Source organism: Mucilaginibacter aquariorum (assembly GCF_024498135.1).
Taxonomy (GTDB): domain Bacteria; phylum Bacteroidota; class Bacteroidia; order Sphingobacteriales; family Sphingobacteriaceae; genus Mucilaginibacter; species Mucilaginibacter aquariorum.
The window spans coordinates 40,884-53,113 of sequence record NZ_JANHOH010000010.1; the positions used below are offsets into that span (position 1 = coordinate 40,884).

The window sequence follows — 12,230 nt, forward strand, 5'->3', positions numbered from 1 at the left end:
ACCAAAAAGTTTTCAACATTTTTGGTGCCTTTTCGGCTATTTTATGTTGCGAATAATTATAGCTTTGAAACTGTATTTATACCCCCAAACATGATAATTGTTATACAATGCACAGACCGTGTAGGCCTTGTTGCAGCTATATCGGGCTTGCTGGCCCAAAAACAGTTCAATATCATTAGCATGCACGAGCATGTAGACAACACCGCAAACCTCTTTTTTATGCGCCTGGAAGTTGATAAAACCGGTGGTGTTGAAGGACTTGAAGAAAACCTGCGGGATATTTTGCCGGAAAACGCGCTCATAAAAATAAACCCGCTGCCCGAAAAAAAGATAATTGTGCTGGTTACAAAAGAGTATCACTGCCTTGCGGATATTTTGATACGTAATTATTTTAAAACATTGGGTGCCAGCGTGCAATGTGTAATTGGCAACCACAACACCCTACAGGATATTTGCCAAAGATTTGACATTCCCTTTTACCCCGTGCAGGCTACCGAAGACAAGGCCGCGTTTGAAAAAAGCATTATTGATATCACCAAAAACTACGCGTTTGATTACCTGGTGCTGGCCAAATTTATGCGGATATTATCGCATGATTTTGTGAGCCGCTTCCCAATGCAGATCATCAATATCCATCACTCTTTTTTACCGGCATTCGCGGGTGCAAGCCCCTATCGCCAGGCCTACGAACGTGGGGTTAAACTGATAGGCGCCACCGCACATTATGTGACCGACGAACTGGACGAAGGCCCCATCATAGCGCAGCAAATTATACCTGCCGACCACTCGCATACTGTACAGGATATGGTTAAAGCCGGTAAAGAAATAGAAACCGCCGTTTTAGCCAAAGCCCTAAAGCTGGTATTTGATGACAGGGTGTTTGTGTATAAGAATAAAACGGTGGTACTGGAATAATGCCCGTATAACAATACTTAAATCGAGTATTGTTAATTAAGAAAAAATTGTACTTTAACGGTACTATAACCTTGTTAATGAAACTATACCTAATCACCTTACTCACAGCAATTTGCTGCTACTCTGCGGCTGCACAAGAAAACGCCGCTCCCATCCAAAGGAACATTCGTTTTGATTTTATTAAGGGTGACAGCACCCGCATAAGCTTAAATGAAGAATTTAATTTAATTGAGGATAGCTGCAGCCTGATATACCGCTATGCACACGTAAGTATGCAGAATAAAATATTTACAGGCCCATTTATGGACGTAAGCCGCGCCAATCCAAAACAGCTTATTACCCAAGGGACCTATTCTGCCGAAGGGCTTAAAGAAGGGGCTTTTATTATTAACTATTTAAATGGCAGCCTGCAGGCTAAGGGGAATTTTAAAAACGGCTTGTTTGATGGCAGGTGGGAAGTTCTTTACGATACCGGCAAACCTTTTATAACTTTTGAGGCAAACGGTACCGACATTAAAATTATTGATGTGTGGGATAACAAAGGTGTTAAAACAGTGAACAACGGAAATGGCACCTACACGGTAGACATGGGCTATATGTACTGGAAAGGAAAGCTATTGAACGGCAGGCCTGAAGGTAAATGGAAATCAAAAAAATCGGCCGATGATACTGATCTTACAGCAGAAGTTTACAAGAATGGCGTTTTTCAAAAAGGCGTTACACCATTTGCAGAATATACAGATAAGGCAAGGTTGGCGCTGATCTCACCAAACATATTCCTGTTTGTAACTACAGAAAGATTTCAGATATCAAGCGTGCCCTGTAACGGCACCAAAAGAAAAAAGATTGTTAATGCAGATTACAAAGGTGGGATAACTTCTTTTTCGCAACATATAGGAGACCTGGTAAGTGAATACCTTAAATCTGTTGACCTAAGCTCGTACGACGATCAACTTACTTTAGAAGGTGAGATAAACGAAATGGGCGGCATTGTAAAGTTGCGAAGCCACAATCCTTTCAATAATAACTTATCGCAGGGCCTAATTAACAAATTGCGCATGTTGCCAAATTTAGAGCCTGCAACTGCCGATGGCAAGCCCGTTAAACAAAACTTTACCATTACCTTCCAGTTTCATAATGGCATTTACAGCTTCAGTTACCGGTTTTTACCTATTCAACAATAAGCGCAGTATTACCATATCGATTTAAGCGGCTGTATCTGCAGATCTTCAATCTCCATTCCGTTGTTTACAATACTTAAACGGGTATAGGGTATCTTGGGGAAATAAATACCGGTAAGGTTGCTCAATCCGCCATCGGCGAAGAGCTCAACAGATGAAGCATCTACCAGCAGCTCAAAATCAGATGTTGGCGAGAGCGATAACCTTGGTGCATACGCTATTGATGCGAACTGCTTGTTGAATTTATTTTGCCCCGCCCTAGTACGGTCGATATAATAACGGCTGTTTTTGGCATTGTAACCTATTACCAACTTCTCGCCTGCATTGTTAGATAGTATTACCGAATAATCTTTTACTGCCTGTGTATTAAATTTAAGTCTGTATTGCGTTGGGGTTTGTTTGATCACCGAAAATATGTTGTTATCTTTTGCTAAAAGCCCGGCGTCTACATTTATAGTTTTGGTTACAATATTCTCCAGCTCTTCTACCGGGTTGGAAGTCAGCCAGATATCGCCTGCGGCAGATTTTAAAGAAAGTTCGCGGGGGATGGTTGTAGCGCTGCGCCATTTAACAGTTGGCGTTTCGTTAGCATATAGCCAGTTACTCATCCATCCTAAAAATATTTTACGGTTACCGGTATTTGACCATGTTACGCCCGCATAATTATCGGGCCCATGATCAATCCATTTGGTTTCTGTACTGGTTGGGGTAAATTTGTTGCCATCAAAGTGGCCCACAAAATACTGCGTAGCCGACCCGCCATTGGGGCCACCCGGGTTAATACTTACCAGCAATGCCCAATATTCTTTCCCGTTAAGTTTTAATGGGATAAGGTCCGGGCATTCCCAAACGCCGCCGTGGGCGCCAAGCATCCGGCCAAACTCGCTTTCTTTTTTCCAGTCCTTTAAGTTGGGCGACGAGTAGAAGGTTATCCTGTCTTTGGTGGCAAGTGTCATAACCCATTTATTGCCGGGCGCGTACCAAAACACTTTGGGGTCGCGAAAATCTTTTATACCGGGGTTCTTAACTACAGGGTTGCCTTTATACTTTGTCCAGGTGGTGCCCTCATCCAGGCTGTAAGCAATGCTTTGATTTTGATATGTTGATGTACCCGCCTTCTCTCCTTTTGGGTTGTGGTGGGTAAATATCGCTACCATGGCGGGTTTGCCCTTAGTGCCCAAGCCGGATGTATTGTCCTTATCGATCACCACACTGCCCGAGAATATGTAGCCCAGCTTATCGGGATACAACGCTATTGATAATTGCTTCCAATGGATCAGATCGTTACTTACGGCATGCCCCCAGTGCATAGGCCCCCAAACGGTGGCTTTGGGGTAGTATTGAAAAAACAGGTGATACACACCTTTATAATATACCATCCCGTTTGGGTCGTTCATCCATTTCTCTTTAGGCGAAAAATGCGCCTGCAGCCGGTAAGGTTCCTGATATAGTTTGGTGGGTGCTTTTTGTGCCTGCGTTGTTATTGCAGCTAAAATAATACCTATTGTAAGTAATGTTTTTTTGATCTCCATCGATGAAAATTCAGGTTAATATTATCCGGCTTTTACATTTAATGCTAAAGCTAAGTACTATTGAACTGATTTGTAACAACGATAGTATAAAATTGTTAGTCGAATGTAACCGTTTCAGGTCCGGATACTTTGGTCACATGACAATTGCAACCGTTGGATATTTTTAAAATTGTCGTGTTTACCTGCCCTGTAGTAACACTGGTGGCGGTAATGCGCACATCGTCGCCCTCGGCAGAAAACTCATCCTTAGTGCCGTCTGATGCGATAAGTACAAAACCAGCCACAAAACTGGCAGCGGGTGGATATGAAGGCGGGATTATTGTTTTACCCGTACGCAGGTTTACTATAGTAACATCTTTTACCTGCGCGGCATCCCCATTATGGTTATTGTAAACAATACCCAAATACGCAAACATAGCCGTACATGCCTGCAGCTCGCAAGCGGGCTTATTATTATTTTTTTTACAAGCCGATATACTGAAGGCCAAAAGCAGTACACAAAGTAGTTTCTTATACATAATTGGTTGGTTTATTAGTATTACGAGATATGCGGCCCAAACGCAACATATATATATATAATAAAATGCAGCCTGTGCGCTGCATTTTATTTATCAAATAAGCTTAATTTATCAATTAAGCTTATTTACTTTTTTTAAGTTGGTCCACTTCAGTTTTAAGTTGCTCTATTTGTGCCTGCTGTTCTTTTATGGCACCAACCAATAGCGGCACGAGCTTTTCCAGGTCAACTTCGGGCGTAGTAACGGTACGCTGTGTACCCTTGCCTGCTGTATACCAGTTATGGCGGTTACTTATAGCCGATGGCACAATAAGTTTGGCATCGTTAGCAATAAAACCAAATTGCTTCCCGGCAGGTAGGTTAAGCTGCTTGTACTCGCCGCGGTTATACTCATAACTTACAGGTTGCAGTTGGGTGATATAACCAAGCGAATTGGCTACCGGTGCGGTATTGGTTTTAATGCTGCCGTCACTTACTTTTTGGGCAAATGTGGCAGTACTAATAGTAACGAACAATATAGATGACAATATGAATTTAACACAAGATTTCATGATTATAAGATTTAATTTTTAGATAATAGAAATACACCCGCGTATGGCAGGAGCATTTAACAATACAATAAATTAAACCGTATAATTTGGCGGAGGGGTGGGTACAGGTGAAACCCAGGCCAAATGATGGCTGCTTTTTTCGTCGGGATAAATGACGGCTTTACAATAAATATGCGGCTGGGGAAATGCGAGATCATGATGAATAGCCCAAAATTCTTTCAGGCTGCTTTCTTTGCTTTCATTCCTTTCGGCCGCATCATCATCATCGTTAACCACATGGCAATCGCTTTGGCAAGTATTGGTTTTTATCAGCAAAGAGGTGATAGATACGCCTGTACTTTCCAGTATGGAAAATATGCATATAAAAACCAAGAGCCGTTTTAACCAGATGAATCGCATAAGTAAATTACTATGCAAACATAGCAATTTCAGAATTTATGCCAAACAGTTTATAAAAATCATTACTAATCAACCACTATTTTTTCCGGGCCTGATAGTTTTTCGACATGGCAATTACACCCACCTGAAATTTTATAGATGGCGGATATTGGTTTATTGGTAGCAGCATTTATAGCGGTAATCTTTAGTTCGTCGCCTTCGGTAGAAAGTTCTTTTTTGTTGGCATCGCTTACAATAGTATGGATCATGGGCGAGAATCCGGGATCTCCCATATTTTTAGCCACAATGGGCTTATTGGTGCGCAGATTGACAACCGTAAAATCTTTTACTGTTACATTATTGCCATCCTTATCAACAAATTGCGTACCTACCGAAGCAAAGATATCAGTACAGATCTGGTTTGTGGGGCAACCACCATTATTCAGCTTTTTTGTGCATGATGAGGTAACAATTGCCAGTGATAAACAAAGAATGATCAGCTTTTTCATAGTGGGATATTTTATTGTTAACGCATAACTATTAAAAAGGTTAATATAACGGCTTATAATATCTGGTTAAATTCCAGCCGCTCACCATCGGGGCCGGTTATGTTAAAGTACTTACAGCCGTTGGCCCAAAACTGCAGAAACACCGGTTCGGGTTCGATGATAGTAAAGCCGGCTTGCTGTATAGTTGTGAAGGCTTCATCAATATCGCGCACGTTAAAAGCCACATGGTCTATATGCCCGTTCTTCCGGGTGCGGATCTCACTTAAAGCAGGCTCAGGCAACTGGTAAAGTTCAATGATCATTTCGCCGCGCTGCATCATTACGCAGGTGCCGGGCTTCCCGCCATCTATAAAGCCCGCCTGCATTACATTTGCAAAGCCCAGGCGCTCGTAAAAAGCCTGCGAGTTGGTAATATCGGTTACCGGGATGCCGATGTGTTGGATAGCGGTGATGTTGATTGGATTTTGCATAATTATAAAGTTAGCAGAAGCTCTATATGTTTTAGGCCGATTTATAAACTTTGGACATTAGGTGTTCACGTTCACGGCCGTGAACACTTACGAATGTATATGAATGCTTGATAATCAAGTAATTAATATTTACCGTACTGACAAAACAGTGTCAGCGGATTATAGAATTTTACATTTGCTGATTACACCCATGTTCGCTTTTTTTCGCCATTAAGACAGACGCAATACATCCATTTCACATCATGTAAAAAGGCGCGAAGTATCGCGCCTCTACAATATTGATGCTTACAACACCCTTACCTTTAAATAACTCGGATGCAGTTTTGAGCTATAAACCTTGTGGGTTGCCTTTTTAAAGTCGGTATCCTTAGCTTTCATAATATCCTGAAACTGCTGGGTGTTCCTGTCTATCAACGGGAACCAGGTGCTTTGGATCTGTACCATTATGCGGTGGCCTTTTTTAAAGGTATGTAACACATCCTGCAGCTCGAAGTTTACCGGGGTAACTTTGCCGGGCACAAATGGCTCGGGTTTTCCAAAGCTGTTACGGAACTTGCCGCGCATAGCCTCGCTGCGTACCATTTGCTCGTAACCGGCCATGTTTACATCCTTGCCAGTGAATTTATTGGCGGTAGCCGTATCCGGGTAAACATCCAGCACTTTCACTACCCAGTCGGCATCAGTACCGGTGGTGCTCACCTTAAGGTTGGCCCATATGTTACCGGCAATAGTAATGTCTTTATCCAATACTTCGGTTTTGTAGGTTAGCACATCCGGGCGTTTCTCGGCGAAGCGCTGGTCGGCGGTCATGTACTCCCGTTTCATATCAAAATCTATCCCTTCAATAAAAGGAACCGGGTTCATTGGGTCTGATACAAATTCTTTAAAATCATCTTTAGCGGTTGTTGGCGCTGTGAACGACAGCTTACCGCCCGGCAGCAAGTACAGATTCTTCTCAACAGCCTCAGCAGGTGGCCATGCCTTGTAGGTTTTCCATTGGTTTACACCGGTTTCAAAAGTTGATACTTTCGGCAGATCCAGATCGGTACCCTTTAAATAATGACTAAAAAACGCGAATTCTATCTTCTCCCTGTAAAACGGACCTGTAGCATCGCCAAAGCTAACATCGCCTAAATGGTCGCCGGCACCACGTGCCCAGCCGCCATGCACCCAGGGGCCCATAGCAAAGTAAACAGGTGTGGTTGGGTTCTTTTTGGCTAATACTTTATAGGTATTGATCGCGCCGTACAAATCTTCGGCATCGTACCAGCCGCCTGTAACCAATACGGCTGTTTTTATATCATGCAGGTGCGTTAAAACGTTGCGATCTTTCCAGTGTTGGTCGTAGTTTGGATGATCCATCATTTCATTCCACAAACGGATAGTATCCTTATAATACTTTACGTTTGAATTGCGCATACTGCCCATATCCAAAAAGAATTTGTAACCATCTTCGGTACCTGGGTTAAAGCCTTTTGCCCTGCGTTGGGTAGGTTTATCATCCTGCCTGTTTGTAAAGCCCGGATAGAATCCAAAGTTGGCTACCAGCATAAAAGCGCCGTTGTGGAAAGCATCATCGCGGTACAGATCCGCGATTGGTGCCTGCGGCGATGCAGCAACCAAAGCCGGGTGGCGGCTTAATAAAGCAGTTGTAGTATAAAAGCCCGGATAAGAAACACCCCACACCCCTACCTTGCCGCTATTATTCGGCAGGTTTTTTATCAGCCAGTCGATAGTATCGTAAGTATCGGTGCCTTCATCAACATCTTTGTTGGTTTTATGCACTTCCAGTTCGGGAGTCATTTCTTCGTAAAGGCCTTCGCTCATCCAGCGGCCCCGTACATCCTGGTAAACAAATATGTACCCATCATGCACAAACTGGGTTGAGGGGCCAAGGCTGCCTTTGTATTTATCTGTACCGTACGGAGCCACACTGTAGCAGGTGCGGTCCATTATAATAGGGTATTTTTTGGTTTGATCTTTAGGTACGTAAACCGATGTGAACAGCTTTTTGCCATCGCGCATGGGGATCTGGTATTCAAACTTGGTATAGTTCTCTTTTATGTATGCAGCATCGCCCTGGGCGAAAGAGCTAATAGTAAAAAGGATAAAGCAGAAGGCTAATAAGGCGGTCTTTTTCATTAATGTTGGGTTGATGCTTTAAAAGTAATGAATAAAACAAAAAAGGCACTGATAAATCAGTGCCTTCAAACAAAATCGTTACTTCCACCTCCACTCTAATTGTTTTTGGATAACAATATTAGGGTTTTGGAAAATTGATAATATTTCGGTTAAGAAGGATGTTTGATTGACTTGCTGTTTTGGGATAATTAAAGATTCACCCACCTTAAATTTGATAAAATAATGAGTGCCGATTTCATTTATCTGTTCTATCTCGCTTGTAAACAGCTTACCCTCGTAAGTTATGTCCTTTATCTCGATATAATCGGGTTGAAAGGTTACCAATGATTCTTTACCGAACCTATACTCGTTATTTTTAACAACATGCTTTTTATAAAACTTTTTGTATTGAACTCTCTGGTATAAAGGATAAAAAAAAAGAGCTGCAACACCTACAAATAAAGCGTAATAAAAAAGAAACATGTCGCCACTAACATAAAAGGCTAAAGCTGTTAAAAAGGATAAACCCGTAACTGTTAACCATGATTTTAAACGCTTTTTTCTGGCTTCTTTATTTACAGATGCGGTATACAGTTGATATGTTAAATAATCTTCTGCATTTAAAATAAGGTTTATGATCATCTATAAATTTTAAAATTTTAAAATTTTAACTCAATAATACAAAAAAGGCACTGATAAATCAGTGCCTTTAACAAAATCGTTACTCAAGGTTATTTACCCTGCTTGCTGCGTAGGTATTTATCCGAAAAGTTACCCATATCTGTATTACGCAGGTAATCGTACATCGCCCAATCTTCTACATCCTTTGCTTTTATCAATACAGGGTCGCCCATTTTTATATTTTTTAGGTAGATGGCCGAGTCGGCAAAGATCCCGGTGAATTTTCCATCCGCATATTTATAAACCACACTCCACATATGTTCGTGTTTTTTACCTTCCGCAAAATCCGACTTAACCAAGAAACGGTAATTGCTATCCAGCGCATGTGGTTTCAGGCTATCCAAAAAGATATGCAGTTTGGCCTGCGCGGTATCTTTAAGAGAAAGAAATTTCTGATCGTCGGTTTTCAGTTTAACTACACCAACACTGTCGGTTTTATCCTTTTCTAAGGAATCCTTTTTTGTATTATCCTTTTTTGCATTTTGGCAGGCGCTAACGCTAAATAGCACAAGCAATATGGCCGACAGCTTTAAACAATTTTTCATCATGGCAGATAGATTTTATAACCTGTTTAAATAAAAAAGGCAACCATTTGCATGATTGCCTCCGTTTAGTTTATCTCTAATTAATCTTCGTTAATAGCTTTAACACCCGGTAACTCTTTACCTTCCATATATTCAAGCAAAGCGCCACCACCTGTTGATACATAGCTAACATCGGCTGTCATATCAAACTTGGCTACAGCAGCAGCAGAGTCGCCGCCACCAATTAGTGAGAAAGCGCCATTGTCAGTTGCTTTAGCAACTGCTTCAGCTATAGCTTTGGTACCAACCAGGAATTTTTCCATTTCAAAAACACCCATCGGGCCGTTCCAAAGTATGGTTTTTGATTCTTCAACAACTTTGCTGAACAGTGCAACCGTTTCCGGACCAATGTCTAAACCCATCCAGTTATCAGGGATCTCGCCGGTTTTGGCAATGTTTGTATTGGCATCGTTCGAAAAAGCATCGGCAATAACATTATCAACCGGTAATAACAGGTTAACACCTTTTTCTTTTGCTTTTTTCACCAGGCTCAATGCCAGGTCTAATTTATCAGCCTCAACTAATGATGTACCAATGTTGCCACCATCTGCTTTAGCAAATGTATAAGCCATACCACCTCCAATGATCAGGTTATCTACCTTATCTAGCAATTTTTCAATCAATTCTATTTTGTCAGATACTTTAGACCCACCCATAATAGCTGTGAATGGTTTTGCAGCATCATTCAATATTTTTTCGGCATTAGCTAATTCGGCACCCATCAGGTAACCAAATACCTTTGCATCAGGGAAAAACTGCGCTATAATAGCTGTTGAAGCATGTGCACGGTGCGCGGTACCAAAGGCATCATTCACGTATACATCGCCTAATTTTGATAGTTTTTCGGCAAATGCCTTATCGCCTTTTTCTTCTTCTTTGTAAAAACGAAGGTTCTCTAATAATAACACTTCACCTTTTTCAAGCTCTCTTGATTTCTGAACAGCATCTTCGCCTATACAATCATCAGCAAAATCTACATGCTGGCCTAATAAATCGGCCAGGTGTGGTACAATGTGTTTTAAACTAAATTCTTCTGTAGGGCCGTTTTTAGGGCGACCTAAATGCGACATTAATATAACGGCACCGCCATCTTTTAAAATCTTTTTAATGGTAGGTAAAGCCGCGGTCATACGGTTATCATCGGTAATATTGTAGTCCTTATCCAAAGGCACATTAAAATCTACACGGATAAGCGCTCTTTTACCGTTAAAACTGATCTGATCTATTGTCTTCATGTGATGTTTTATAATTATGAACGGGGGCAAGTTGTCAAAATTTATCCTAAAAGCCAACGTAAAAGTTAAAAAGGTGTTTGTTTTTACTTAAAACTTCATTGTATCTTAACATACATTACATAGTGGGGGCCTATACCAGGCACCTCAAACTCAGGCGATACCACCTCGAAACCCACACCTAAATAAAATTGAAACGCCTTTTTACGGGCATTGCACCAAATGTAGTTTACCTTTTGCCCACGCAAGTAGGTTATTGCAAAATTCACCAAACGGTTGCCTAATCCTTTGCCCCTGTATTTTTCGGTAGTGGCCATGCCACGCAGCTGGTATGCCTTGCCTTTAAACTCGCCATACGTTTGCGGATGAAAAGATGCGATGCAGGCCAGTTCATCATCCATATAAAAACCAAAATGAAAAGCCCCTTCCTGGTCATCGTTTGGGAAACGGCATTCATCTAAGGTTAGTTTCCCTTCGCGTAATACCTCATTACGGATGGGCAGCACATCATCAACGGTTATAAATTTTATCATTATTTAAGCAGGCTTATTTTTTCAACCAGGTCTGCCAACCGGCTGGAGTAACCCATCTCATTATCGTACCAGCCCACAACTTTTACCAGACCGCCCACTATTGAAGTAAGCTGCGCATCAAAAATGCAGCTATGCGGGTTGTCCAATATATCTGTCGATACTATTGGATCCTCGGTGTACTCCAGCACATTTTTCATAGGGCCGTCTGCAGCGGTTTTAAAAGCCGCGTTTATTTCGGCTACGGTTGGTTGTTTATCCAAACTGCAGGTAAAATCGGTTAATGAGCCGTTTAGCACCGGTACACGTATACCTGCCCCACCCAACCTGCCCTCCAGGTGCGGAAAAATATTGGTGATAGCCTTGGCCGCACCTGTAGTTGTTGGGATAATAGATGCCGAAGCCGCCCTTGCCCTGCGCAGATCTTTATGCGGTGCATCGTGCAGGTTTTGGTCGCCGGTCATCGAATGCACTGTGGTGATATAACCATCCTTTATGCCCCAGTTTTCGTCCAGTATCTTCACCATAGTAGCCACGTTATTGGTGGTGCACGATGCATTGGATAATATAGGCGAACGCAGGTCTACCTCTCCGTCATTCACGGCCAGTACAACGGTGGGTACGCTTTTATCGCCCGCAGGGGCAGATATAATTACCTGTTTAGCCCCGGCTGTAAGATGTTTTGTTGCACCATCGGCCGTTATAAATTTACCGGTTGATTCAATTACAAGGTCGATATTCAGATCCTCCCACGGTAATAATGCCGGGTCGGCCTGCTGCAGCACCTTTATTTTATTGCCGTTAATGTAAATATTACCCTCATCGTGTGTTACCGTACCTTTAAAGCCACGGTGTACAGAATCATATTTAAAAAGATGGGCCAGTGTTGCAGTATCGGCCTGGTCATTTATAGCAATAACTTCTATACCTGGTTTTGCAAGAATGGTTCTTAGAAATATACGGCCTATACGGCCAAAGCCGTTTATAGCAATCCTCATTACATTTAAATTAAAGATGCAAAATTAGCAA

General features: G+C 41.9%; 14 protein-coding genes. 2 read left to right on the forward strand and 12 right to left on the reverse strand.

Translation table 11 applies throughout. The annotated features are described in order from the left end of the window. Positions 1-90: 90 nt before the first annotated feature. Positions 91-915, forward strand: coding sequence for a formyltetrahydrofolate deformylase (purU, locus tag NPE20_RS22925; RefSeq protein ID WP_256541041.1), 825 nt, complete (start codon positions 91-93; stop codon positions 913-915). A gap of 77 nt (positions 916-992) precedes the next feature. After that, positions 993-2,099, forward strand: coding sequence for a toxin-antitoxin system YwqK family antitoxin (locus NPE20_RS22930; protein WP_256541042.1), 1,107 nt, complete (start codon positions 993-995; stop codon positions 2,097-2,099). Between the two features lie 8 nt (positions 2,100-2,107). Here the strand turns inward: NPE20_RS22930 and NPE20_RS22935 are convergent, their stop codons facing one another. The 12 genes from NPE20_RS22935 to gap form a co-directional block, all read right to left on the reverse strand. Further along, a complete protein-coding gene (locus NPE20_RS22935) occupies positions 2,108-3,628 on the reverse strand; it encodes a glycoside hydrolase family 32 protein (RefSeq protein ID WP_256541043.1) in 1,521 nt (506 codons plus the stop codon). A 95-nt stretch (positions 3,629-3,723) separates the two neighbouring features. Next, on the reverse strand, positions 3,724-4,146 hold the full coding sequence (locus tag NPE20_RS22940; RefSeq protein ID WP_256541044.1) for a hypothetical protein: 423 nt from the start codon (positions 4,144-4,146) through the stop codon (positions 3,724-3,726). Positions 4,147-4,267: 121 nt separating this feature from the next. Further along, positions 4,268-4,696: a tail fiber domain-containing protein gene (locus NPE20_RS22945; RefSeq protein ID WP_256541045.1), complete on the reverse strand. Its 429-nt coding sequence runs from the start codon at positions 4,694-4,696 to the stop codon at positions 4,268-4,270. Between the two features lie 72 nt (positions 4,697-4,768). Beyond that, entirely contained in the window at positions 4,769-5,095 is a 327-nt protein-coding gene (locus tag NPE20_RS22950; protein WP_256541046.1) for a hypothetical protein, read from the reverse strand. A gap of 65 nt (positions 5,096-5,160) precedes the next feature. After that, positions 5,161-5,583 carry a hypothetical protein gene (locus NPE20_RS22955; RefSeq protein WP_256541047.1) on the reverse strand — a complete coding sequence of 141 codons (423 nt, stop codon included), beginning with the start codon at positions 5,581-5,583 and terminating at the stop codon, positions 5,161-5,163. Between the two features lie 53 nt (positions 5,584-5,636). After that, positions 5,637-6,053, reverse strand: a complete 417-nt coding sequence (locus tag NPE20_RS22960; RefSeq protein ID WP_256541048.1) for a VOC family protein — start codon at positions 6,051-6,053, stop codon at positions 5,637-5,639. A gap of 285 nt (positions 6,054-6,338) precedes the next feature. After that, the gene (locus NPE20_RS22965) at positions 6,339-8,195 is read right to left on the reverse strand and encodes a CocE/NonD family hydrolase (protein WP_256541049.1); all 1,857 of its coding nucleotides are present in this window, start codon (positions 8,193-8,195) and stop codon (positions 6,339-6,341) included. A gap of 78 nt (positions 8,196-8,273) precedes the next feature. Then, the gene (locus tag NPE20_RS22970; RefSeq protein ID WP_256541050.1) at positions 8,274-8,816 is read right to left on the reverse strand and encodes a hypothetical protein; all 543 of its coding nucleotides are present in this window, start codon (positions 8,814-8,816) and stop codon (positions 8,274-8,276) included. An 89-nt stretch (positions 8,817-8,905) separates the two neighbouring features. Beyond that, positions 8,906-9,403 carry a DUF2314 domain-containing protein gene (locus tag NPE20_RS22975; protein WP_256541051.1) on the reverse strand — a complete coding sequence of 166 codons (498 nt, stop codon included), beginning with the start codon at positions 9,401-9,403 and terminating at the stop codon, positions 8,906-8,908. 77 nt (positions 9,404-9,480) lie between these two features. Beyond that, a complete protein-coding gene (locus NPE20_RS22980; RefSeq protein ID WP_256541052.1) occupies positions 9,481-10,674 on the reverse strand; it encodes a phosphoglycerate kinase in 1,194 nt (397 codons plus the stop codon). 95 nt (positions 10,675-10,769) lie between these two features. Continuing rightward, positions 10,770-11,204, reverse strand: coding sequence for a GNAT family N-acetyltransferase (locus tag NPE20_RS22985; RefSeq protein ID WP_256541053.1), 435 nt, complete (start codon positions 11,202-11,204; stop codon positions 10,770-10,772). Beyond that, positions 11,204-12,199 carry a type I glyceraldehyde-3-phosphate dehydrogenase gene (gap, locus tag NPE20_RS22990; RefSeq protein WP_256541054.1) on the reverse strand — a complete coding sequence of 332 codons (996 nt, stop codon included), beginning with the start codon at positions 12,197-12,199 and terminating at the stop codon, positions 11,204-11,206. The genes NPE20_RS22985 and gap overlap by 1 nt, the downstream gene beginning before the upstream one ends. Between the last annotated feature and the right edge of the window lie 31 nt (positions 12,200-12,230).

Bases quoted from the DNA above. Each gene is read 5' to 3' on its own strand.
- purU (WP_256541041.1), top strand. From the start codon at position 91: ATGATAATTGTTATACAATGCACAGACCGTGTAGGCCTTGTTGCAGCT.
- NPE20_RS22930 (WP_256541042.1), top strand. From the start codon at position 993: ATGAAACTATACCTAATCACCTTACTCACAGCAATTTGCTGCTACTCT.
- NPE20_RS22935 (WP_256541043.1), bottom strand. From the start codon at position 3,628: ATGGAGATCAAAAAAACATTACTTACAATAGGTATTATTTTAGCTGCA.
- NPE20_RS22940 (WP_256541044.1), bottom strand. From the start codon at position 4,146: ATGTATAAGAAACTACTTTGTGTACTGCTTTTGGCCTTCAGTATATCG.
- NPE20_RS22945 (WP_256541045.1), bottom strand. From the start codon at position 4,696: ATGAAATCTTGTGTTAAATTCATATTGTCATCTATATTGTTCGTTACT.
- NPE20_RS22950 (WP_256541046.1), bottom strand. From the start codon at position 5,095: ATGCGATTCATCTGGTTAAAACGGCTCTTGGTTTTTATATGCATATTT.
- NPE20_RS22955 (WP_256541047.1), bottom strand. From the start codon at position 5,583: ATGAAAAAGCTGATCATTCTTTGTTTATCACTGGCAATTGTTACCTCA.
- NPE20_RS22960 (WP_256541048.1), bottom strand. From the start codon at position 6,053: ATGCAAAATCCAATCAACATCACCGCTATCCAACACATCGGCATCCCG.
- NPE20_RS22965 (WP_256541049.1), bottom strand. From the start codon at position 8,195: ATGAAAAAGACCGCCTTATTAGCCTTCTGCTTTATCCTTTTTACTATT.
- NPE20_RS22970 (WP_256541050.1), bottom strand. From the start codon at position 8,816: ATGATCATAAACCTTATTTTAAATGCAGAAGATTATTTAACATATCAA.
- NPE20_RS22975 (WP_256541051.1), bottom strand. From the start codon at position 9,403: ATGATGAAAAATTGTTTAAAGCTGTCGGCCATATTGCTTGTGCTATTT.
- NPE20_RS22980 (WP_256541052.1), bottom strand. From the start codon at position 10,674: ATGAAGACAATAGATCAGATCAGTTTTAACGGTAAAAGAGCGCTTATC.
- NPE20_RS22985 (WP_256541053.1), bottom strand. From the start codon at position 11,204: ATGATAAAATTTATAACCGTTGATGATGTGCTGCCCATCCGTAATGAG.
- gap (WP_256541054.1), bottom strand. From the start codon at position 12,199: ATGAGGATTGCTATAAACGGCTTTGGCCGTATAGGCCGTATATTTCTA.